The 23023-nt window shown below is 66.6% G+C and carries 21 protein-coding genes; 8 read left to right on the top strand and 13 right to left on the bottom strand.

Going from position 1 to position 23023, the window contains the following annotated elements; all coding sequences use genetic code 11:
• Positions 1–155 precede the first annotated feature (155 nt).
• A complete protein-coding gene (locus tag IC40_RS0110015; RefSeq protein WP_030134574.1) occupies positions 156–2135 on the top strand; it encodes a PTS mannitol transporter subunit IICBA in 1980 nt (659 codons plus the stop codon).
• A 22-nt stretch (positions 2136–2157) separates the two neighbouring features.
• Complete coding sequence (locus IC40_RS0110010) at positions 2158–2916, top strand: DeoR/GlpR family DNA-binding transcription regulator (protein WP_030134573.1); 759 nt, start codon at positions 2158–2160, stop codon at positions 2914–2916.
• A gap of 18 nt (positions 2917–2934) precedes the next feature.
• On the opposite strand, the gene IC40_RS0110005 is transcribed toward IC40_RS0110010, so the two are convergent.
• From IC40_RS0110005 to cynS, 3 genes are all read right to left on the bottom strand, one after another.
• Positions 2935–4437, bottom strand: a complete 1503-nt coding sequence (locus IC40_RS0110005) for an HNH endonuclease signature motif containing protein (protein WP_030134572.1) — start codon at positions 4435–4437, stop codon at positions 2935–2937.
• 159 nt (positions 4438–4596) lie between these two features.
• Entirely contained in the window at positions 4597–5454 is an 858-nt protein-coding gene (locus IC40_RS0110000; protein ID WP_030134571.1) for a formate/nitrite transporter family protein, read from the bottom strand.
• A 12-nt stretch (positions 5455–5466) separates the two neighbouring features.
• Positions 5467–5913: a cyanase gene (cynS, locus tag IC40_RS0109995; RefSeq protein ID WP_030134570.1), complete on the bottom strand. Its 447-nt coding sequence runs from the start codon at positions 5911–5913 to the stop codon at positions 5467–5469.
• A gap of 220 nt (positions 5914–6133) precedes the next feature.
• Between cynS and IC40_RS0109990 the strand changes: the two genes are divergently transcribed.
• Positions 6134–6871 (top strand): helix-turn-helix domain-containing protein, encoded by a 738-nt coding sequence (locus IC40_RS0109990; RefSeq protein WP_158631988.1) that lies wholly within the window; start codon positions 6134–6136, stop codon positions 6869–6871.
• Positions 6872–6886: 15 nt separating this feature from the next.
• Here IC40_RS0109990 and IC40_RS0109985 read toward each other — a convergent pair whose 3' ends face one another.
• A complete protein-coding gene (locus IC40_RS0109985) occupies positions 6887–8017 on the bottom strand; it encodes an MFS transporter (protein WP_036469671.1) in 1131 nt (376 codons plus the stop codon).
• Between the two features lie 111 nt (positions 8018–8128).
• Here IC40_RS0109985 and IC40_RS0109980 point away from each other — a divergent pair, with 111 nt between their 5' ends.
• Positions 8129–8584 (top strand): winged helix-turn-helix transcriptional regulator, encoded by a 456-nt coding sequence (locus IC40_RS0109980; protein ID WP_030134567.1) that lies wholly within the window; start codon positions 8129–8131, stop codon positions 8582–8584.
• 23 nt (positions 8585–8607) lie between these two features.
• On the opposite strand, the gene IC40_RS0109975 is transcribed toward IC40_RS0109980, so the two are convergent.
• Complete coding sequence (locus IC40_RS0109975; protein ID WP_042509979.1) at positions 8608–9540, bottom strand: alpha/beta fold hydrolase; 933 nt, start codon at positions 9538–9540, stop codon at positions 8608–8610.
• The gene (gene glmS / locus IC40_RS0109970; RefSeq protein WP_030134565.1) at positions 9491–11353 is read right to left on the bottom strand and encodes a glutamine--fructose-6-phosphate transaminase (isomerizing); all 1863 of its coding nucleotides are present in this window, start codon (positions 11351–11353) and stop codon (positions 9491–9493) included. The genes IC40_RS0109975 and glmS overlap by 50 nt, the downstream gene beginning before the upstream one ends.
• Before the next feature lie 64 nt (positions 11354–11417).
• On the opposite strand from glmS, the gene IC40_RS0109965 reads away from it, so the two are divergent.
• The 3 genes from IC40_RS0109965 to IC40_RS0109955 all read left to right on the top strand — a co-directional run bounded on the left by IC40_RS0109965 (position 11418) and on the right by IC40_RS0109955 (position 14903).
• Positions 11418–12260, top strand: coding sequence for a dienelactone hydrolase family protein (locus IC40_RS0109965; protein ID WP_030134564.1), 843 nt, complete (start codon positions 11418–11420; stop codon positions 12258–12260).
• 59 nt (positions 12261–12319) lie between these two features.
• Positions 12320–13366 (top strand): LLM class F420-dependent oxidoreductase, encoded by a 1047-nt coding sequence (locus tag IC40_RS0109960; RefSeq protein WP_030134563.1) that lies wholly within the window; start codon positions 12320–12322, stop codon positions 13364–13366.
• A 193-nt stretch (positions 13367–13559) separates the two neighbouring features.
• A complete protein-coding gene (locus IC40_RS0109955) occupies positions 13560–14903 on the top strand; it encodes a DEAD/DEAH box helicase (RefSeq protein WP_030134562.1) in 1344 nt (447 codons plus the stop codon).
• Between the two features lie 104 nt (positions 14904–15007).
• Here IC40_RS0109955 and IC40_RS0109950 read toward each other — a convergent pair whose 3' ends face one another.
• Both IC40_RS0109950 and IC40_RS0109945 read right to left on the bottom strand, forming a co-directional pair.
• Positions 15008–16309 carry a hypothetical protein gene (locus tag IC40_RS0109950; protein WP_042510009.1) on the bottom strand — a complete coding sequence of 434 codons (1302 nt, stop codon included), beginning with the start codon at positions 16307–16309 and terminating at the stop codon, positions 15008–15010.
• Between the two features lie 18 nt (positions 16310–16327).
• Positions 16328–16627 carry a hypothetical protein gene (locus IC40_RS0109945; protein WP_030134560.1) on the bottom strand — a complete coding sequence of 100 codons (300 nt, stop codon included), beginning with the start codon at positions 16625–16627 and terminating at the stop codon, positions 16328–16330.
• Positions 16628–16893: 266 nt separating this feature from the next.
• Between IC40_RS0109945 and IC40_RS28455 the strand changes: the two genes are divergently transcribed.
• Positions 16894–17892: a Fic family protein gene (locus IC40_RS28455; protein ID WP_276203164.1), complete on the top strand. Its 999-nt coding sequence runs from the start codon at positions 16894–16896 to the stop codon at positions 17890–17892.
• 343 nt (positions 17893–18235) lie between these two features.
• Here the strand turns inward: IC40_RS28455 and glmM are convergent, their stop codons facing one another.
• The 5 genes from glmM to IC40_RS0109915 all read right to left on the bottom strand — a co-directional run bounded on the left by glmM (position 18236) and on the right by IC40_RS0109915 (position 23016).
• Positions 18236–19573 (bottom strand): phosphoglucosamine mutase, encoded by a 1338-nt coding sequence (glmM, locus tag IC40_RS0109935; protein ID WP_030134559.1) that lies wholly within the window; start codon positions 19571–19573, stop codon positions 18236–18238.
• A 150-nt stretch (positions 19574–19723) separates the two neighbouring features.
• Entirely contained in the window at positions 19724–20209 is a 486-nt protein-coding gene (locus IC40_RS26845) for a hypothetical protein (protein WP_051644298.1), read from the bottom strand.
• 301 nt (positions 20210–20510) lie between these two features.
• The gene (gene rpsI, locus IC40_RS0109925) at positions 20511–21026 is read right to left on the bottom strand and encodes a 30S ribosomal protein S9 (RefSeq protein WP_019511337.1); all 516 of its coding nucleotides are present in this window, start codon (positions 21024–21026) and stop codon (positions 20511–20513) included.
• Positions 21023–21466, bottom strand: coding sequence for a 50S ribosomal protein L13 (rplM, locus tag IC40_RS0109920; protein ID WP_030134557.1), 444 nt, complete (start codon positions 21464–21466; stop codon positions 21023–21025). The genes rpsI and rplM overlap by 4 nt, the downstream gene beginning before the upstream one ends.
• Positions 21467–21645: 179 nt before the next feature.
• Complete coding sequence (locus IC40_RS0109915; protein WP_030134556.1) at positions 21646–23016, bottom strand: haloacid dehalogenase-like hydrolase; 1371 nt, start codon at positions 23014–23016, stop codon at positions 21646–21648.
• Positions 23017–23023 lie beyond the last annotated feature (7 nt).

Raw genomic sequence — 23023 nt, 5'->3', positions numbered from 1 at the left:
CTAACCGCAATTCGGTCATAAAACCACAGATTTGTTCGCCCGTTTTTGCCCGAATCTCTTGCATTGCTGCCCAGGTATGCGTATTACTAGATATGCATGTGACCGGCGTCACCGAAGCGTCCGGTTCGGAACTGCAGTGAACCGGAGGTCATCGGATGTCCCTCGCCAACGCACCAGTGGATGGGTCCCCCGCCCCGCGGACCGGAGCGCGGGTACGCGTGCAGAAGCTCGGTACCGCCCTGTCCAACATGGTCATGCCCAATATCGGCGCGTTCATCGCCTGGGGCCTGATCACGGCGCTGTTCATCGAGCAGGGCTGGCTGCAGGCCCTCTTCACCAGCCTGCAGGATCCTGACGGCTGGGTCGCCAAGATCGGCGGCTGGGGCAGCTATGACGGCGCGGGGATCGTCGGCCCGATGATCACCTACCTGCTGCCGTTGCTGATCGGGTTCACCGGCGGCCGGATGGTGCACGGCAACCGCGGCGCGGTGGTCGGCGCCATCGCGACCATGGGCGTCGTCGCCGGAGCGGACGTGCCGATGTTCATGGGCGCGATGATCATGGGCCCGCTGGGCGGCTGGTGCATGAAGAAGCTGGATGCGCTGTGGGAAGGCAAGATCCGGCCCGGCTTCGAGATGCTGGTGGACAACTTCTCCGCGGGCATCCTCGGCATGCTGCTGGCCATCTTCGGGTTCTTCGGGATCGGACCGATCGTCTCCGGTTTCACCCGCGGCGCCGGCAGCGCCGTGGACTTCCTGGTCAACAACAATCTTCTGCCGCTGACCTCGATTCTCATCGAGCCGGCCAAGGTGTTGTTCCTCAACAACGCCATCAACCACGGCGTGCTGACGCCGCTGGGCACCACTCAGGCGCTGGAGACCGGCAAATCCATCCTGTTCCTGCTCGAGGCCAATCCGGGCCCCGGGCTGGGATTGCTTTTGGCGTTCATGTTCTTCGGCAAGGGCGCGGCCCGCGCATCGGCTCCCGGTGCGGCGATCATCCAGTTCTTCGGTGGCATTCACGAGATCTACTTCCCGTACGTGCTGATGAAGCCCAAGCTGATCATCGCCACCATCCTGGGCGGCATGACCGGTGTGTTCATCAACGTGCTGTTCGGTTCCGGCCTGCGCGCCCCGGCCGCACCCGGGTCGATCATCGCGATCTACGCCCAGACCGCCAGCGGAAGCTTCCTCGGTGTCACCCTGTCGGTGCTGGGTGCTGCCGCGGTGTCCTTCGTCGTGGCGGCCTTCCTGCTCAAGACCGACAAGGCCACCGACGACGGTGATCTCACCGCGGCCACCGCGTCCATGGAGTCGATGAAGGGCAAGAAGTCCAGCGTGTCCGGCATGCTGACCGGGGGCGGGCGCATCCAGAACATCGTCTTCGCCTGCGATGCGGGGATGGGCTCCTCGGCGATGGGTGCCTCGGTGTTGCGCAAGAAGGTCAACGCCGCCGGGTTCGGTGATGTGAAGGTGACCAATCAGTCCATCGCGAACCTCACCGACAGCTACGGACTGGTCGTCACCCACCGCGACCTGACCGACCGGGCCAAGCAGCGAACCGGTTCGGCGGTGCATGTCTCGGTGGAGGACTTCATGAGCACCCCCGCCTATGACGAGATCGTCGAGTTGTTGCGCAAGACCAACGGCGGAGCCGAGTCCGCCCCGGTCGAGGAGGCTGCCGCACCCGCATCGGACTCGCCCGGTGACGATGTGCTGCCACTGTCCTCGATCGTGCTCAGCGGTACCGGCAGCACGGCGTCGGCGGCCATCGACGAGGCCGGCGGGCTGCTGGTCACTGCCGGCGCGGTCGAGCCCGGCTACGTCACCGCCATGCACGAGCGCGAGAAGTCGGTGTCGACCTATATGGGCAACGGCCTGGCCATCCCACACGGAACCAACGATGCCAAGACCGCGATCCGCAAGACCGGGATCTCCTTTGTGCGCTACGCCGAACCGATCGATTGGAACGGAAAACCCGCGGAGTTCGTGGTCGGTATCGCGGGGGCGGGCAATGACCATATGGCGTTGCTGACCAAGATCGCGCACGTGTTCCTGGACAAGGAGCAGGTTGCCCGACTGCGCGCCGCGACCAGCGCCGAGGAGATCCGTGCCGTGCTGACATCCGGCGACTAGTTGTCGGTGGAGAATGTCCACCGTGGATTCGGACACCCGCCAGCGTCAGATCGTCGAGTTCGCCCGTAGTCGTGGGCGGGTCGAGGTGCCGGCCTTGGCCGAAGAACTTCAGGTCGCGACGGAGACCATCCGTCGCGACCTGAAGGTGCTCGCGGGTCGGCGGTTGCTCAAACGGGTGCACGGCGGCGCCGTGCCGTTGGAGACCGCGGCGTTCGAATCCGGCGTCGAATTCCGCAGCCAGGTCGATCTGGCGCAGAAGCATCGGATCGCGGGTGCGGCGGTCGAACAGTTGCACGGCGCCGAAACCGTCTATGTCGACGAGGGGTTCACCCCGCGGTTGATTGCACAGCTGCTCGCCGACCGACAACTCACCGTGGTTACGGCGTCGCTGCTGGCGGCGGAGGCCCTGGCACACAGCGAGACGGTCACGGTGTTGTTGCTGGGTGGGCGGATGCGCGGGCGAACGCTGGCGTGTGTCGACGAATGGGCGCTGGAGCGGTTGCGTAGCCTGGTCATCGATGTGGCCTATATGGGCACCAACGGTATTTCGACCGAGCACGGCATCACCACGCCGGATCCGGCGGTTGCAGCGGTGAAGAAGACGGCTGTCCAGGTTTCGAGCCGGCGCGTGTTGGTGGCGGCGCACTCCAAGTTCGGTGAATCGCACTTCTGCCGATTCGCCAATATTGCCGACTTCCAGACGATCATCACGGGCACCGAACTGTCGGCACCCGAAGCACACCGCTACGAGTCATTGGTCCCCAACGTCATCCGGGTGTGACTCCACCGGCGCTGCCGCTCAGAAGGGCGGCGGATCGGCCGCGATGGCCGCGCGGTTGAGCGCACGCTCGTGGGCTATTCGGTAGGCCCGGTTCTGAGCGCGGGTGCGGGACCGCTTGGGGGCGGCCCGTTCTCGGCCCGGGATCGGTGGCGGGATATCGATGGCGCCGAGACCGGCGGTAGCCACGGTGAACTGCGGGAAGAACAACGCGCCGTCGGGCTTGGTGGTGTACACCCGGCCGTTGGGGGCGGTAAGGGTGAGGGTGCCGTCGGGATGTTGTTGGTCGGTCCAGCCGCCGGGCCCGCAGTGAAATGTCTTGATCAGATGGTGAATGCGGCAGTACAGCTTGGCGTTCGACGGATGCGTCGGACCGGCCGGCCAGGGTGTGGTGTGGTCGATATCGCAGCGCGCCACCGCCACGGTGCAGCCCGGCCAGCGACACGTCAGGTCGCGGCAGCCGACGAAATCAGTCAGCCCCCGCGACGGGTGATAGCCGCGCTCGGTGCCCAGATCGGTCGCCGTGGGGACGGGCCGGATTGTGGCCTGCGGGATCAGGTCGGCCAGAGCTTCGCCTGTGATCACACCGTATCCGGGGATCAGCGCGGGCCGGGTCGGTCGCGCCGGCTGGATTGCTTCAACCGGGTCCACGGGGGTGGTGTCGGTGCGCTGATCGTCATCAGAGGGTTCGTCAGCATGTCCGGTGTGCGCTTCGATAACGGAGTCCCGTTCGCCCAGCAGGTGAATCACGAAGTGTCCCTTGGCGACCTCATTGTCGGCCGCTGGACATTCCGGACGTCCGCACAGGCACGGGATGCTTTTCGCACCCGCTGTCAGCGCGTCCACCGAATCTGCGCGCCGCTCTTGGAAGGTGCGCGGGTCCGCTGCGCACGTGGTGCGGGCCAGCGCGTCCAACCCCTGATCGAAAACCGCGCCCTTGGCGGCATCGACGCGGCCGTAGATCTCGACCATGCCGTCCCCGACGGGCTCCACCGTGATACGCCGACCGCGCCGCGCCTCTCGGGCCCGACGGACCGCCTCGGGGTCCACATCGACCACCATCCAGTCGACCAAGTCACCGATCCGTTCATCGGACATGGCGTTCCACGAGGTGGCCTGTCCTGCGAGCTGGGTGTCGATGACCGACATGACGTCGGGGTCCACGATCAACGCGACGCGATGGAGGATGACCCGCAGCACCCGCAGATCCACCGCCCCCTGAGCGAACACGTCGGCCAATGCCGGGAGCCGAACGATCAGGTCGCGGCCCTGGGTGATCAGCGTGCAGGCCCGACCCCGACTGATCCCTAGCTCGGCGCCCAGTTCGGCGGCAGCCAGTTCCCAGTCATCGACGATCAGGTCCTCGAAGGCGTGGCCCAGCTCAGCCATCCGCGCCAGCGCGAACCGGCCCGCCGCCAGAATCTTGGCCGCCACGGCGACCCGTTCGGTGCGCAGCTGATCGCGCGCGGCATCGAGGTGGTCAGCGACCACCATCCCCGGTCCTTCGAACTGGTGTTCGATCATGTCCCCGAGGTTACTCCGCACCTCTGACAACAGAATCATGTCCGACCCATCAGCGTGCGGCCGATGATGCAGGCCGGGCCGGCCTGCTCACCGGTATCGCCCTGATCACGGCCGGACTCGCGGTCGGGGTTGCAGACCGCCCCGCGAGTCCGGCGGCAATCACACCCGGTTGGGGCCTGCGACGGCGTCGACCGAGACGAGCTCGTTCGGCCGCGGACGCAACGGTCCGGTCTTGCCGTGGGTGGCATAGATGACAAGCCCGACGAAGGCCAGTCCGCCGACGAGGTTGCCCAATACCGTCGGGATCTCGTTCCACACAAGATAATCCACGATGGTGAACTCCCCACCCAGCATCAACCCCGACGGGAACAGGAACATATTGACGATGGAGTGCTCGAAACCGAGGTAGAAGAACACCATGATCGGCATCCACATGGCGATCACCTTGCCGGGCAGGCTGTCCGACATCATGGCACCCACCACACCCATCGACACCATCCAGTTGCACATCACCCCGCGCAGGAACAACGTCAGCATGCCCGCAGCACCGTGATCGGCGTAGCCGACCGTCCGCCCGGCGCCGATCTCCCCGATCGCCTGCCCCACGGCATCGGGGGCCACGCTGAACCCGTAGGTGAAATACACCGCCATGAACACCGCGACCGTCAGCGCCCCGAGGAGATTCCCGAGGAACACCAGGCCCCAGTTGCGCAGCATCGGCCGCAGTGTGACCCCGGGACGCTTGTCCAGCCAGGCCAGCGGCACCAACGTGAATACCGCTGTCAGCAAATCGAATCCGAGCAGGTGCAACATGCAGAAGCCGACCGGGAACAGCACTGCACCGAGCAGCGGCTCCCCGGTCTTCGTCGAGATGGTGATCGCAAAAGCTGCCGCGAGTGCCAGGATGGCACCCGCCATGTAGGCACGTATCAGGGTGTCGCGGGTAGACATGAACACCTTCGACTCACCGGCGTCGATGATGCGGGTCGCGAGTTCGGCGGGTTTGACGTACGACATATCCGGTCTCCCCTACCAGTGGTACGGCAGGAATTTGCCGTCGATCGTCAGGACAACTCGGTCACCGTCGGGATCGGACCGGCGCGCGAAGGACACATTGCAGTTGATGGCGCTCATGATGCCGTCCCCGAACTCCTCGTGGATGAGGGCCTTGAACGTCGGGCCGTACACGTTGGCCAACTCGACGAAACGGTAGATGGTCGGATCGGTGAGCAGGGCAGGGTCTGCGGTCCGATAGGGCTGACGCGCAAGCGCGGCAACGGTTTCGGCGCTGAGACCGAGTAGCTCGCCGACCCGGCCGGCCTGCTCGGCGGGCATCGGGTGGCTGCCAAGCAGGGCCGCCACGGTCCACACCAGCGGGCGGTCGATATGGTCGGCGATGTTCTGCCAGCTGATCCCGGTTTCGGAACGTCGTTGTTCGATCTCGGTGATGACGGGCGAGGCAACGTCATATGCCATGCGCGATCTCCTCACATGCGGTTGGCGGTCCCAAAAGGCTCATGTCCATATCACCCGCGTTCACGCCCGCTGCCCATGGCAGAAGGCGAAGGAAATCCGGCATTTCGCGAACGCCCACGACGACGGATGTCGTTTAACCGCAACGTAACGCCCGGCGAAACACACCCGAAACGCACGCAACCTAGTGTCGGCTCCAATATCGGAATCCAGGTGGGATGTGGTGAACGAGACTGCCCTCGATGCCGGCACGCTGTCGGCGGTCATCGACGTGGCCCCGACCCCGCTGTGGGTCATCGGGCCGGACGGCGCGGTGGCCCTGGCGAACCAGGCCGCGCTGACCATGCTGGGGTACCGATCCGTCGATGACGTGATCGGAGCGCCCAGCCACGACACGCTGCACGAATGGCATCCCGACGGATCGCGATACCCGTCGCACGCCTGCCCGATCCTGGACGGCTGCGGCTCGACGAGTATGACCGCCCACGAGTGGTTCATCACCCGGGCCGGTCAGCCCATCCCGGTGACATTGTCGGCAAAACCTTTGGGCACCACCGGCGCTCGGCTACTGACCTTCGTCGACGCGACCGAACGTATCGCAGCGACAACCCGTACGCCCGATCACCACGACCTTGCCCCGACACGTTCCGAACTGCGCGCCCGGCTGCTCGGGTACATCCGCACGCACTTCCACGACCCGGATTTCACGGCGGCCCGGTTGGCCGCACAGTTCCACCTGTCGCTGCGTTCGGTTCAGCAGTTGCTTGCCGAGGACGGCCGGTCGCCCGCGAGCGAGATCCGGCGCCACCGACTCGAACACGCGGACAGCCTGATCGCCCGAGGCTCATCGGTCGGCCACGCGTGCCGGGCGAGCGGCTTCACCGACCAGGGAACGTTCAACCGGGCCTTCCGCCGCCAGTACGGTGTCCCGCCGAGTGAACGCGCACGCCGGGCCGGCTGACCACACCGCAGCGGATCAACGCGGCGCCGCCACCGTGCGCCGGCCGAGCGCCCAGGCACACAGCCCGAAGAGCGCGAAGCTCGCACCGATCACGGTAGACCCCGTCCACCCGCGGACTGCGTACATCGCGGTGGTGGCGGTCGCGCCGAGCGCGGAGCCCAGCGAATAGAAGATCATGTAACCGCCGATGGCGCTGCTGGTCTGGTGCGGGTAGGCAGCAGCGAGAAGGGCTTGGTTGCTGACGTGGGCGGCCTGAACCGCGAAGTCCAAGACGATGACACCGACGATCACCAGCCAGAGCGACCAGCTCGCCTGCCCAGCTGCCATCCAGGACAGCGCCAACAAGGCCAGCGCTGCCCCGGTCACGATGTCGGCCCTACCGGCGTCTGCCCATCGGCCTGCCCGCGCGGCTCCCAGCGCACCGGCGAGCCCGGCGATCCCGAACGCGCCGATGTGAGCCGGGCTCAGCTGCCACGGCTCGGCGGCGAGAGGTAACGCGAGTCCGCTCCAGAGCGTGCCGAACGACGCAAAGAGGAAGAACGCAATCAGCCCGCGGGAGACGAACAGCGGTTCGCCGAAGAGGCTCCCGAGCGACGCCACGACATCGCGGTAGGACCTGCGACGCGACCTGTGCTCTGCCGGAAGCTGTGTGAGCACCGCGATCGAGAGCACGACGAGTAGCAGCATGAGCGCGGCATAGACGCTTCGCCATCCCCACTGGTCGGCGAGAATCCCCGCCAGGATGCGCGCGCCGAGAATGCCGATGACGACACCGGACGTGACCATCCCGAGTGTGCGACCCCGCTCCGCGGGCGTCGACAGATCGGCGGCGAAGGCGACGGTGGTCTGCACGACCACGGCGAAGAACCCGGTCACGGCCAGACCGATGAGCAGAAACCACAGACCGGGTGCGAGCGCGGCCACCAGCATCCCGCCCGCGGCGAGGAAGAGTTGGCCGCCGATGAGCGCGCGCCGGTCCAGCATGTCACCCAACGGAGCCAGGACGGCCAGGCCGACCAGGTAGCCGATCTGCCCTGCCGCCACGATCCATCCCAGGTCAGATTCGGACACGCCCAACTCTCGCCCGATCTGCGCGAGCACCGGCTGGGCGACGTAGACCGTCGCGACAGCGACGGCGCAGACCATCGCGAGCAGGGTTCTCTGCCTGAGTCTCACAACGTCCCCAATCAGTAGCAATTCGCAACTATTTCCCACTATGGCAGAATAGTTTTAATTCGCAACTCATCGGGAGGCGTGATGGAGCCCGTCGTACCCGTCGACGATGTGACGTGGACCGACCCCACGTGTCCGGTCGCGCGCACGCTCGACCTCGTGGGAGATCGCTGGAGCCTGCTGATCATTCGCGACGCGATGGACAACGCACGGTCCTTCACCGACTTTCAGCACCGCACCGGCGTGGCGCGCAACATCCTTACGGACAGGCTTCGCCGACTCGTCGAGCACGGCATCCTCACCCGAGAGACCGCGGCATCGGGGCGCCGCCAGATCTATGTACTCACCGACGCAGGCCGCGACCTGTTCACCGTCATCGTGGCCATGCGCCAATGGGGCGAGCGACATACCTTCGCCGACAAGGAACCGCGGTCAGTCCTCGTCGACGAGAACGGTGGCCCGCTGGCCGAACTGTACCCGACCGACTCGCACGGTCACCGAATCGACATCGACGCCACCACCGTCCGGCGGCCCATCTGAACTGGGCCCACCTCGCGCAGCAACTACCGGTCGACGCCTGCCCAGAACTCGCTTGTCCGCGAAGCGATCTCGTCGAGAAACTCCCCGGTCACCGCGTGTGAAGCCCGCTCCCAGACCTCGACCTGTCCCGCCGACAGCACCGAGCGGGCCGTGGCGGCCGCGCGGCGCGCATCGTGAATCACGCTGCGCCCGGCGATGATCGCCAGGACGGGGACCCGCAGTGCGCGTAACTTCTCCGGACTGAACCTGGTGGGCGCAGGCTGTTGCAGCGCGAAGTCGGCGGTACCCGCGTCGATGAGCATCAGCACGGGATCGGATTCGTCGACCTTGGCTCCCCCGGATATCCACCGCAAGATGCTGCGCCGCAATCTGTCCGGGACGCCCGGCAGCCCCATCGGAAGGAATGCCAGCATGGTCCGGAGTGGGATCGACGCGAAGGTCAGCACCGGGTCGACCAGCACCAGCGACGCCACCTTCTGAGGTCGGCGCAACGCGTAGTTCATCGCGCTCCACCCACCGAACGACACCCCCAGAATGTGGACCGACTCCTCCCCGATACCGGTCAGCACATCGTCCAGCCAGCGCGCCTGGTCATCGGCGCCGGTGATCGGCTTGCGCTGCACCGACATTCCCGGCTCACCCAGCAGGTCGACGCAGTACACCGGGCGATGCGCGAGCAGGCCCGGCAGATTGTCCGCCCACATCGGGGTAGAGGCGTTACGGCCGGGCAGCAACACCACCGGCCGGCCAGGCCCGCCCTCGAACCGATACACCCGCACGGTGCCGAATGCCGTGTCCACATCCCACATCCGGTCGACAGCCGGAAGCCGCGCCAATGCCGTGTCGTAGGCGGCCGCGAAGTGGGCACGCGCCGCATCACTGCGCCAATGCCCGACTCCCACAGCGTTACTCGACGGTGACCGACTTGGCCAGATTGCGCGGCTTGTCGACGTCATAACCACGCGCCTGCGCGACACCCGCGGCGAACACCTGCATCGGGATCGTCGACAACAACGGCTGGAACAGCGTCGACACCGCCGGGATCTCGACCAGGTGATCGGCGTACGGGGCCACCGTGTCGTCACCCTCCTCGGCGATGACGATCGTGACCGCACCGCGTGCCTGGATCTCCCGGATGTTGCTGAGCAGCTTGGCGTGCAGCGTTGCCGCGCTCTTCGGCGAGGGCATCACGATGATGACCGGCAGATCGTCCTCGATGAGCGCGATCGGACCATGCTTGAGCTCGCCGGCCGCGAAACCCTCGGCGTGCATATAGGCGAGTTCCTTGAGTTTGAGCGCACCCTCCAGCGCCACCGGATAGCCGACATGGCGGCCCAGGAACAGCACCGCCGAGGAGTTGGCGAACTTGTGGGCCAACTCGGTGACCGGATCCATGCAGCCGAGCACCCGTTCGACCTGAGCGGCCATGGCCTCCAGGTCGTGATACTCGCGGGCGACTTCGTCGGCGTACTTGGTGCCACGGGCCTGCGCAAGGGCAAGGCCGACAAGATAATTGGCTGTCACCTGCGCCAGGAAGGTCTTGGTGGACGCCACCCCGACCTCCGGCCCGGCCCGGGTGTACAGCACCGCATCGGCCTCGCGCGGAATCTGGCTGCCGTTGGTGTTGCAGATGGCCAGCACCTTGGCCTTCTGTTCCTTGGCATGCCGGACCGCCTCGAGGGTGTCGGCGGTCTCACCGGACTGCGATATGGCGATCACCAGCGTGCTGCGATCGAGAACCGGGTCGCGATAACGGAATTCGCTGGCGAGCTCCACCTCGACCGGAAGCCGCGTCCAGTGCTCGATCGCGTACTTGGCCAACAACCCGGAGTGATACGCCGTACCGCAGGCGACGATGAACACCTTGTCGACCTCGCGCAGCTCCTGATCGGAGAGCCGCTGCTCGTCGAGCACGATGCGGCCACCCTCGAAGTGCCCGAGCAACGTCTCGGCGACCGCGGTCGGCTGCTCGGCGATCTCCTTGAGCATGAAGAACTCGTAACCGCCCTTTTCGGCGGCGCTGAGATCCCAGTCGACATGAAAACGTCGGGCAGGCGCGTCCTGGCCGGCAAAGTCGGTGACCCGGTAACCGTCGGCGGTGATCACCACGGCCTGGTCCTGACCGAGCTCGACGGCCTCGCGGGTGTGCTCGATGAACGCCGCCACATCGGAACCGATGAACATCTCGCCGTCGCCGACACCGACCACCAGCGGGGTCGAGCGCCGGGCCGCCACGATGGTCCCCGGCTCGTCGGCGAAGGCGAACACGAGGGTGAAGTGCCCCTCCAGACGGCGCAGCACCGCGAGCACCGACGCCACGAAGTCACCGGCGGTGTCACCGTGGCGGTAGGCCTGGGCCACCAGATGCACCGCGACCTCGGAATCGGTATCGCTGGCGAACTCGACACCGACGGCTTCCAGCTCGGCGCGCAGCCCGGCGAAGTTCTCGATGATGCCGTTGTGCACCACGGCGAACTTCCCGCTGCTGTCGCGGTGCGGGTGGGCGTTGCGATCGGTCGGCCGCCCGTGGGTGGCCCACCGGGTATGCCCCATCCCGGTGCTGCCGACGAGCGCGTCACCACCGGCCTCGCCGAGCGCTTCCTCCAGGTTGGCCAGCCGGCCCGCCTTGCGTTCCACGATCAGCCCACCTGAGCCGTCGAGCAAGGCCACACCTGACGAGTCGTATCCGCGATACTCCATCCGGCGCAGCGCGTCGACGACGATCTCGCAGGCAGGGCGCCGTCCGACGTAGCCGACGATTCCACACATAGCGTCCCAGGGTAGTGCAGTGCCGATCCGCCGCCCGTCCACGCGCGTCGACTAGGGTCTATGCGTGGCCAAGACGAAGAAGCTCTTCGCAGCCCTGACCCGGCGCGGACCGCACCGTGTGCTGCGTGGGGACCTCGCGTTCGCCGGCCAGCCCGGCGTCGTCTATACCCCGGAATCGGGGTTCAATCTGCCGGGCATCGCCTTCGGTCACGACTGGCTGACCGGCAGCGACCGCTATGCGGGCACGTTGGAGCATCTGGCCTCGTGGGGCATCGTCGCGGCGGCCCCCGATACCGAGAAGACGTTCGCGCCGTCGGTGCTGAACCTCGCCGTCGACCTGGGCACCACACTGGACATCATCGCCGGGGTGCGGCTGGGGCCGGGCAAGATCAGCGTTCACCCCAGCAAGCTCGGCGTCGTCGGGCATGGTTTCGGCGGCTCTGCCGCCGTCTTCGCCGCGGCAGGCATGGGTTCGCGGCTCAAGACCGCTGCGGCCCTGTTTCCCGCGGTCAGCAGCCCCCCGGCCGAGCAACCGGCTGCCGGGCTGGAGCTTCCGGGACTGATCCTGCGGGCCTCAGCGGATTCGAGTTCCCTCCGTTCCAATGCGGACGCGCTGGCGCAGGCCTGGACGTCCTCGACGCTGCGGATCGTCAGCAAGGGCGAGTCCGGTGGCCTCGTGGAGGGCAGGCGGTTGGCCAAGGCCGTGGGCCTGCCCGGCGCCGACAAGGGCACCCAGAAGGCGGTACGGGCGCTGCTGACCGGTTATCTGCTGTTCGTCCTCGCCGGGGACAAGACCTACCGCGACTTCGCCGATCCCGAGGTGACGCTGCCCAAGACGGTGGCACTGGATCCCAACGCAGAGCAGCCGACTCTCGAAGACAAGGTCGTCGCGCTACTGAAGGGCTGACGCCCGAAACGTCCGGCCGACAAGCGTCCAACCAACTGGTTGGTGATATAAACGCAGCCATGCGCACTGGCATCTTCCTCAGCTACGCCGGCGGTTTCAAAGAGGCCGCCGAGCAGGTCGTCCAACTGGAGAAGATCGGCGTCGACATCGCCTTGGTCGCCGAGGCCTACTCGTTCGATGCCATCAGCCAGCTCGGCTATCTGGCGGCTAAGACCTCGACGATCGAACTCGGCACCGGCGTCGTCCCGATATACGTGCGAACCCCCACTCTGCTGGCGATGACGGCCGCCGGTCTCGATTACGTCTCCGATGGCCGTTTCCGCCTCGGCATCGGCACCTCCGGCCCGCAGGTGATGGAGGGCTTTCACGGTGTGCCCTTCGATGCGCCGATGGGACGCACCCGCGAGATCGTCGACATCTGCCGACAGGTATGGCGCCGCGAGAAGGTCGCCTACGACGGCAAGCACTACCAGATCCCGCTGCCCGCCGACCGCGGCACCGGGCTGGGCAAATCGCTGCGGCTGATCAATCACCCTGTGCGCGAGGATATCCCGATCAACATCGCCGCGCTCGGGCCGAAGAATGTCGAGCTGACCGCCGAGATCGCCAACGGATGGCAGCCGATCTTCTTCTACCCGGAGAGGTCCGACGACGTGTGGGGCGACTCCCTGCGAGCCGGCTACGCCAAACGTGACCCCGCACTCGGCCCGCTGGACATCATGGTCAGCGCCAGCCTCGCCATCGGCGACGATGTCGAAGACCGGTTGGCGTGGGCGAAACCCCAGCTGGCGCTGTACATCGGCGGTATGGGCGCCAAGGGACAGAACTTCTATCACAAACTGGCCACCCGTTACGGATTCGGTGAGGTCGCCGATCAGATCCAGGACCTGTTCCTGGCGGGCAAGAAGGAAGAAGCGATCGCCGCGGTCCCCGACGATCTGGTCCGCAACGTCTCGCTGGTCGGTCCGCGCGGATACGTCAAGGAGCGCCTCGCGGCATACAAGGAGGCCGGGGTGACCACCATGCTGGTGCACCCGCTCGCCCTCGACGGCGCCGAGGCGCACCGCTTCACCGAGGAACTGATCGCCCTTACCAGCGACCTCTGAGAGGGTGATGCGCGCCTCATAATTGGGGCGCGCATGCCTCATTGGGTAGGGTGGTTCCCAGCGGCATCGTCTGTTCTGCCTTTTGCCGCTTCGCCAAGGCGATTTCTACGCCGTGGCCGATCGTCACACCGAGCGCCGCGGGATCACCCGCGCCGGGCAGGACGACCGCACTCTATCTATCTGGAGCTTTTACGTGCCCACCTTTGCCGACCTCGGCCTGCCCGAGGCCGTTGTATCCACACTCGCTGCCAGCGGCATCGAGTCCCCCTTCCCGATTCAGGCTGCGACGCTGCCCGACTCACTGGCCGGCCGCGATGTCCTGGGCCGCGGCAAGACCGGATCGGGTAAGACCTACGCCTTCCTGCTGCCGGTGGTCGGACGACTCACCGCCGCGCCGCAGCCTCGCCGATCCGGCCGGTTCCGCGCCCTGATCCTCGCCCCGACCCGGGAACTGGTCAGCCAGATCGACGCCTCGCTGGCCCCGCTGGCCAAGGCCACCGGACTGAAGTCGGTGACCATCTTCGGTGGCGTCGGCGCCCAGCCGCAGATCCAAAAGCTGCGCGACGGTGTCGATATCGTCATCGCCTGCCCCGGCCGGCTCGAAGATCACGTCAAGTCCGGCCACGCCGACCTGTCGGGCGTGGAGATCACCGTGCTCGACGAGGCCGACCACATGGCCGATCTCGGCTTCCTGCCGCCGGTCAAGCGCTTGCTCGACCGCACGCCTCGCGACGGCCAGCGGCTGCTGTTCTCGGCCACCCTGGACAACGGCATCGACGTGTTGGTCCAGCGGTACCTGCATGACCCGGTCGTGCACAGCGTGGACTCCGAGCAGTCGCCCGTCTCGGCGATGGTGCACCACGTGCTGCACGTCGAGCATGACGCCCGCTTCGAGGTGCTGGCCGACCTCGCCGCATCACCCGGTCGGACCATCGTCTTCGCCCGTACCAAGTACGGTGCCAAAGGCCTTGCCCGCAAGCTCAATTCGCGCGGTGTACCGGCGGTAGAGTTGCACGGCAACCTGTCCCAGAATGCGCGCACCCGCAACCTCGGTGCCTTCTCGGATGGTTCGGCGACCGTGCTGGTCGCCACCGATATCGCCGCTCGCGGCATTCACGTCGACGATGTGAACCTGGTGGTGCACGCCGATCCGCCGGTCGAGCACAAGGCCTACCTGCACCGGTCCGGCCGGACCGCGCGCGCAGGCAGCGAGGGCACCGTGGTGACGCTGATGCTGGACAGCCAGGTCTCCGACGTCAAGGTGCTCACCCGCAAGGCGGGTGTGAAGGCCACCGTGACCAAGTTCCGCGGTGCGGACCATCCGGTGCTGCAGGAGATCGCCCCCGGCGAGCGCACGTTCAGCGGCCCAATCGTGCTCGACGTGCCCGAGCAACCCGCCGCGCGTCCCGCCGGACAGTCCAGCCGTCGGCGTAAGCCCGCACGGCACAGTGGATCCGGCGGTTCCGGCTCCCCTGCTGCGAACGCCGGGGCACGTCGTGGCCGGCCGCGCCGAAGCGGCGCCGGTTCCCCGCGCTGACCTTCTCCGCCCCGCGAGCAGACAGGTGTTCCCCCTAGAATCACGGTTCTAGGGGGAACACCTGTCTGTTCGCGGGATCGCCGGAGCGCACAACGGTCGGTAGCTCACGGTCCCGCCTGCGGGAGGGCATCGGCAGCGATCTCGCATGGTGTGGCGGGCGGCGGTGCAACCGGCGCAGCGGGATCGACCGGCGGCTCGGGCAATGCCGTGGGTACCGGGGTGGCAACCGGCGCTGCCTCGGCGGCACCGAGCGGCACCTCATCGGCCGTAACGGCCCCGGGCCCGTGCTCCTCGGACTCGTCATCTTCGGACGCTTCTTCTTCGGGCTCGTCATCTTCGGGTTGCTCGTCTTCGGCGCCCTCGTCATCGGCCTCCTCCTCGGTGTCGGTGTCCTCCTCGTCGAGCGCTTCGTCCGCCGCGTCATCGCCGGTGTCGAAGGGATCGTCCACTCCGAAAGGGTCCGACGACAAGCCGGAAGCACCCGATCCGAACAGCCCTCCCAGCATGTCCGCGAACGGCTGGCCCAGACCCGACAGGCCGGACAATCCCGCGGCCGGTGACGGCATGGCACCCACTCCGCCGCCCGGGGGCAGCGATGCGGCGGCAGGCGTTTCCGGCGGCGCCACGGGCTGTGCCACCGGTGACGCCACAGCGGCCGGGGCCACAGACGGCACGGGCGTCGCCAGCTGCTCGGCCGAGAACCCCGCGGGTACCGTCGCCGGTGAAGAATACGAGACTGGCTGCACGGCAGTACTTTCCACCGTCACCGGCGCCGGCAGCGCCGGACGGCCGGGACCGGTGAACACGACGGCCGCGCCCACCGCATCGGCAGCCGAGCGGTACGCATCGCGGATGGACCGCTCGGTCGACCGCATGGATAGGACCCAGTCACCGGCGATATCGGTGGCGACAAAAGGTGCCACCTGCTGATCCACCAGCTCGCTGGCCGTCGAGCGGTCGCCGGCGCCGGTGGTCACCGTCCGCGCCGCCCCGAGCCACACCTCGCGAACACCACGCGCCTCGATATCGGTGGTGGCGTCGACCTTCTCCTCGACCAGCTGTCGCAGGCGATCGGTGAGATCCCGCAATGCTGTTGCCGTGCAACGGAGATTCCCGACGGCCGCAACCGCCGCATCGGCATGCCTGCGTAGAAAGTCGGCGGCGACGTCACCGCCGACACCGTGCCACTGTGTCAGCACCGCATTCTGGGCGCGCTCCTGTTCGGTCAGCGCCTCTTCGGCAACGGCAGCAGCGGCCGACAGTGTCCGGCAGTCGGCGGCCAGCGCGCCGAGATCCAGCGACTGCTCTGCGGTGTAGGCGGTGTGCAGCAGCACCGGGTCAGGCGTGTCGTGCCCGAGCCGGCGGCAGGCCCGCACATACTCGGTCAGCACCTCGACGGCGGGCATCCCCTGCTCCAACACCGCTCACCCGATCCGGCGGGCGGCGCGGGCGTCGATATCGGCGTAATCGGCAGCCGAGATCCGCAGACTCGACGCAATCTCACGATTCGCCGCAGCCCAAGACCGGAGCTGGCCCACGGTTTCGGTGACGACGCGTTGCACGAGCGCGCCGCAGTCGGCGTACTCCCGCCCCGCCCCGGCGGCACCGAACACCATATGGGCGCGGCCGGCGGCATCATCGAGGAGGCCGGCCACACTGTCATACCGCTGCGCGGCACCGAGGATCACGGTGACATCCATCCGCGCCGAGTCGATGTATCCCATACGGAATAGGACGCACCGGGCACCGCCGCGGTTCCATCCAATCCGCGGCCAGTGTGTGGCGGCAGCGATGGACGCGGCATGCGTAAAGGTCATGTATGTCGGCGACGGTGAGGGCATGCACGGACGTCTACCTGCCTGCAAATGCGACATAGACACCGCGCGCCTCGGTTCTATTTGATCCAGTATGGACCTTGCATAAAATATGCATGGCCCGTCGAGCTGCTATCAAGTGCACATGCGGAGATAGATCAGTGACGTACAGAACGTTGAAGTCGATCTTCTATCAGCGGGATCGTGCTGGGCTACAAGCCGAGGAGCGATCTCGGCGGGAGTCTCCTGCCGCCATCCACTGGGATCTGATGATCGGCGATTTCCAGATGTTCGCGCTGATGACACCCGAAGTCGCAACGTTGATCGAACGGATCATGAGCTTCGAACCGAAGATTCAGGCCCAGTGGGATGGGCTACCGGGAAGGGCGCGAGACGACTACCTACACCGCATGGTGATCGACGAGATTCAGGCGACCAACGAGATCGAACAGGTCCGCTCGACCCGGAAGGAGATCAGCGCGGCGATCAAGGCGGTCCAGGCGGAGCGACCAACCGAGAACAAACGATTCATGGAGATGGTGCGGCTCTACCTGGACATCGGGAGCGACGAAGCTGAAGGCCCGCAGACGCTCGACGACGTCCGGGGAATCTACGATGCGGTCACCGCAGGTGAGATTCGCGACGAAGACGCCCCCGACGGCCTGCGGTTCCGGCAAGGTCCGGTGTCGGTCGAGTCGGGGACCAAGATCGTACACACCGGAGTGATGCCCGAATCGGCGATCGACGACGCGCTCACTGTCATGTTGAGCCAAGGTCGCGACGACTCAATCCCTCATTTGATCAGGGCTGCCGCCGCGCATTTCATCTTCGAGTATGCGCACCCGTTCTACGACGGCAACGGCCGGACGGGGCGCTACCTTCTGGCTCTGGACCTCCGTCAGGTGCTGGCTCCATACGCAAGCCTGGCGTTATCGGCAACGGTCGCCGACAACAAAGATCGCTACTACCGAGCCTTCACTGATGCCGAGAATCCTTTGAAACCGTGGCGATCTGACGCGCTACCTGATCGCGATGCTGGAGATCATCGCCGAGGCACAACATCGCCTGCTGCTCGACCTCTCCGAGCGTCGAGAGAAGATCGACGCAGTAGAGGCGCGGCTCCGCGCCCTCGTGACGGACGAGCAATTTCCGCTGAGCATCGGACTCGATCGTGAGTCGGCTCCTCCCGTGGATCCCGGGGATATCGCCTCAATCCTGTTCACCCTGGGCCAGGCCCACCACTTCGACGTAAACCGTGCCGTCAAACTGCATACTCTGGCCGATGTGATGGGTCGATCCACCCAGTTTGCCCGCCCGCGACTCCAGCGGCTAGATGACGCCGGGATCATCGAAACAGTGACGCGGAAACCACTACGCTTCCGACTCACCCCGCGGGGCGCATCGCTTCTCGGACTAGACGGGTGATGGTTCTCCGAGTAGCGCTACGAACTTGGGCATTCGGGCGAGTAGATAAGCGTCTCAGATATCTGTCGACTCTTCGCGGATCGATTTCCGCGGCTAGGTGTGTCGGCTCACCGATTCGGCCACCTGTGCGGCCAGCTGGCGGGCGGTATCGGCATCGGCGGCCTCGACCATCACCCGCACCACCTGCTCGGTTCCGGAGGGCCGCAACAGGATCCGGCCGGTATCGCCGAGCTTTGCCTCGGCTTCGGCGACGGCTTCCTGGACGGCGGGGGCCTGCGCAACCGTCGCCTTGTCGTGCACGGCGACGTTGATCAGCACCTGCGGCATCGTCTGCATGGGCGCGGTCAGGTCCGCCAAGGTACTGCGGGTCTGGGCCATCCGGGACATCAGCCGCAGCCCGGTGACTATCCCGTCGCCGGTGGTGCCGAAGCTGGGCAGCACGATGTGTCCGGACTGTTCACCGCCGAGCGAGAACTCCCCGGACCGCAGCTCTTCGAGGACATAACGATCACCGACGGCGGTCGTGCGCACGTCGATGCCGGCGGCACGCATCGCGACATGCAGGCCCAGATTGCTCATCACCGTCGTGACCAGCGTGTTGGACGCAAGTTCCTGTGATTCCTGCATGGCCAGGGCCAGCATCACCATGATCGCGTCACCGTCGATGATGCGGCCGTCGGCATCCACGGCCAGGCAGCGGTCGGCGTCACCGTCGTGAGCCAGACCGAGGTGCGCACCGTGCGCGACGACCGCCTCCGCGAGCGCCTCCATGTGCGTGGAACCGCAATCGGCATTGATGTTGAGACCATTGGGCTCCGCGCTCAGGGCGATCACCTCGGCGCCCGCGGCACGGTAGGCCAGCGGAGCGGCGGCGTAACCGGCACCGTTGGCGCAGTCGACGACCACCCTGATGCCGTCCAGCGGTGTGGTGACGGCCTTGGCGACGTGGCGCAGGTAGCGCTCCAGCGCATCCTCGGCGTCCACCACGCGACCGATACCGGCCCCGACCGGACGCTGTCCCGGACCGGAACTGACCAGTTCTTCGATGCGGTCCTCGGCGGCATCGTCGAGCTTGTGCCCGCCCGGCCCGAAGATCTTGATGCCGTTATCGGGCATCGGATTATGCGATGCGGAGATCATGATGCCGAAGTCGGCATCGTAGGAACTGGTCAGATAGGCCACCGCGGGAGTGGGTAGGACGCCGACACGCAAAGCGTCGACGCCCTCGCTGGTCAGGCCGGCGATGACCGCGGCCTCGAGCATCTCGCCGCTGGCCCGCGGATCCCGTCCCACGACCGCTACCCGGCGTCCGGTCGTCGATACCGAGCCGAGCCGCCGCGCGGCCGCCGAACCGAGCGCCACCGCCAGTTCCGCAGTGAGATCCCGATTGGCGACTCCGCGCACGCCATCGGTGCCGAACAGTCGAGCCATGACGTCAAATTTCTCATACCCGGGCGCCCCAGAGCGAACTGACAGCCCGACGGCCGGCTGAGAATTCCCACCAATCCCAGGAGAAACACCACTGCCCGCGTCCGATGGACGCGGGCAGTGGCTTCAGCGAGCTGAAATACGGCGATCAGATCAACCGGCCGGCTCCGGTTGCGGGACCGGGGTCACGGTGGTCTCCGTGGCCTCATCGGTCGAGCCCGCGGTGGCCTCGTCAGTGACCGGCTCGTCGGTCTGGACCGGCTCCTCGGAGTACGACGCGCCCTCGGCGGTGGCCGGCGCCGGGGTGGCCGGCGTGGTGGCCTCACCGGGCTGCTGGCCGTTCTGTCGGAAGTCGACCTGACCCACCGTCGCGTTGGTGCAGGCGCTCTGCTGGGCACCGGCGGTGTCCACGCTCTCCGCGGTCACGGTCACTTCGCCGAGATCCGTCTTGCACAGGTCCGCGGCGATCTGCGCGGCCGTGGTAACCGGCACGTCGGTCAGCACGCCTGCGGTACCGATCGACAGGTCGACCTTGCCGTCCTCGGGCTGGGCGGCGGCAACGGCTGCGCCACCGAACAACAGCAGGGCCCCGCTCATCGCGGCGCCGGCGGTCATACGCGTCATCATGGTGTTCTTCATCGAGCATCCTTTCAGTCAGCGGGAGCGGTTCGGTCTCACTACGAGCTGACTGACTCGTACCGACGGCAGATCGGATCTGCCCGGACGCGCAAGCGCGCCCCCGCTCCTCGGTCCCCACGGTTCACCATCGCGTCGAGGAATCAAACCCGGAAGAGACCTGGATCACTCTCGGTATGGCCCCCGGGCTACCGGCTTGAGCGGCGTGTGACCAGCGCAGACGGTGACAGAGCAAAGAAGGTCACGATAAAAAGAAACCGCCGGGTGTGGATTGCTCCACACCCGGCGGCCGAAAGACGACAGATCAGCGCTTGCTGTACTGAGGCGCCTTGCGGGCCTTCTTCAGGCCGTACTTCTTGCGCTCGATGGCACGCGGGTCGCGGGTGAGGAACCCGGCCTTCTTCAGTGCGGGACGATCCTCGGGCTGCACCAGGATCAGTGCACGAGCGATCGCCAGCCGCAGCGCGCCGGCCTGGCCGGACGGGCCGCCACCATCGAGGTGGGCGTAGATGTCGAAGCTGTCCACCCGATCGACGGTCACCAGCGGAGCCTTGATCAGCTGCTGGTGGACCTTGTTCGGGAAGTACGCCTCCAGCGAGCGGCCGTCCAGATTGAACTTTCCGGTGCCGGGCACCAGGCGCACGCGAACCACGGCCTCCTTGCGGCGGCCGACGGTCTGGATGGGGCGATCGATGTAGACGGGCTCGCGCGGGGCGGCCTCTTCGACACCTTCTTCGACGACGACGGTTTCTTCGACGTACTCACCGGTCGGGGTCTCGACGACCTCTTCGGTCACTTCGGTCACTTCGGCTTCGGTCACTGCGCCACCTGCTTGATCTCGAACGGAATCGGCTGCTGCGCGGCATGCGGATGCTCCGGGCCGGCGTACACCTTCAGCTTCTTCTGCACCTGACGGCTCAGCTTGTTGTGCGGGAGCATCCCGACGATGGCGTTCTCGACCACGCGCGTGGGGTGCTTGTCCAGCAGCTCGCCGATGGTGCGCCGACGCAGGCCACCGGGGTAACCCGAGTGACGGTAAGCGAACTTCTTGGTGAGCTTGTCTCCACTGAGGGAGACCTTCTCGGCGTTGATGACGATGACGAAATCGCCACCGTCGACATTGGGCGTGAATGTCGGCTTGTGCTTGCCGCGCAGCAGCTTTGCTGCTTCGACGGCGAGCCGGCCGAGCACCACGTCTTGGGCGTCGATGACGTACCACGAACGCGTGGTGTCACCCGCCTTCGGCGTGTAAGTAGGCACAGTGCTTACCTTCTCTTCTCTCGGGTTACGTGCCGGTCCGGCGCATGCGATGAGGCTCCCGGCGACCGACATTGACCCGGGGCCCGTATGCCCTCGAAAGGGCAGCACACGCCGACGGTGGAGCTTACCGGCAGACATCTGCCCAGGTCAAAACGCGTCCCAGCGGGCGAACGGCACCGTCAGTGGACGGAATCGGTCTGGTCGGGCACCAGGGTGCCATCGGCGCGGCGCAACGGGCCCGTGCCGCCGTCGGGTTCGATATAGCCCTCGGTCGCACATGAGTACGGTTCGGCTTGCTCGGCGGGGTCGATGAACATCGGATTGATGATCCAGCGCCCGTCGGCGTTGTCGTAGGCCGTGCACATCAACTCGTCCTTGTTCCGGTTGATCGCCAGCCGCAGGACGGTCGCGTCATCGAGGAAGCTGATATCGGTATCGGAGTCCCCGGCGCCGAACGCGGCCCGGCGAGGTTCGGGCTGCTGCTGATAGGCGGCAGGCCCGCTCACCCCGAACACCTGCTCGTTGACCCGGCAGCGCTTGCCTTCGATGTACGGGATGGAGAGCTCGCCGCCGCACGGGACCAGACGCGAGGTCACCACGTCCCCGTCGCGTTCGGTGCGGACGCCCATCACCTTGTCGGCGGGGATACCCAACTCGGCGGCCCACACCCGGACCACCGGTTCGGCCGAGGCCGAGATGATCCGGACGTCGAAACCGTTGGCCTGCAGCGCACCGATCAGATCGCGCATCTGGGGGTAATAGCGCACCCACCCGGTCTGCTCGGTGGTCCCGACCTTCTGCTCGGTGCCCTCGGCGGCATCCAGGTTCTCCCGGCGGGCCTGTTCGACGAATCCTTCGAGCTCCTTTTCCGGCCAGCCCGCGAGCATCTGCGCCGCCCAGGCATAGCCGGGTTCGATCCGGCGGGCGTTGAACCCGGCGAACGCCGGCTCCTCGGCCGTGGTCTCGGCCTCGCTGTAGACCGACACCAACTCGTCGGCACAGCGGGTATCGGTATCGGTGGGCATCGGCTGCCCGGGACCGGCGGCACCGCAGGCCCGCGACAAGGCTCCCGCAGCGGCGGGCGTCAGATAGGGGCTCGTGGTGGACCAGTCCCCGCCCTTCGGCGCGCGCAGTTTCCCGTTGCGAACCATCCAGAAGAAGGTGGCATCGCCGATATCGTTCTTGACGACCGTGTTGTCCCAGTCGAACAGCGCCAGCGGAGCGCCCTCGGCGATGTAGCCGGGGGCACCGCAGCGTCCGATCTCCGCCATCATGGCGTCGATACGCGCGCGATTGTCGCCGTACCAGCCCGGGTCCTCGGCCAGCACCCGACAGTCCGGAGCCGAGGCCGCACCGGTGGTGCTCGCGGCACCCGTGCTCTCGGGTGCGGTGCTGTCAGCACGTTGGCCGTCAGCACGTTGGCCGTCAGCACGTTGGCCGTCAGCACGTTCGCCACTGTCGGAGCTACACCCCGACAGCGCCAGGGTCACAACCGCCGTGGCGGCGAAGACGGGCAGGACCATCCTGCGGACATGGGTGAACACGGTCATCTCCTGA

Source organism: Mycolicibacterium neoaurum ATCC 25795 (assembly GCF_000691525.1).
GTDB classification, from domain to species: Bacteria; Actinomycetota; Actinomycetes; order Mycobacteriales; family Mycobacteriaceae; genus Mycobacterium; species Mycobacterium neoaurum.
The sequence above is the reverse complement of the archived record's forward strand: the minus strand, read 5'-3'. Positions and strand labels throughout refer to the sequence as shown.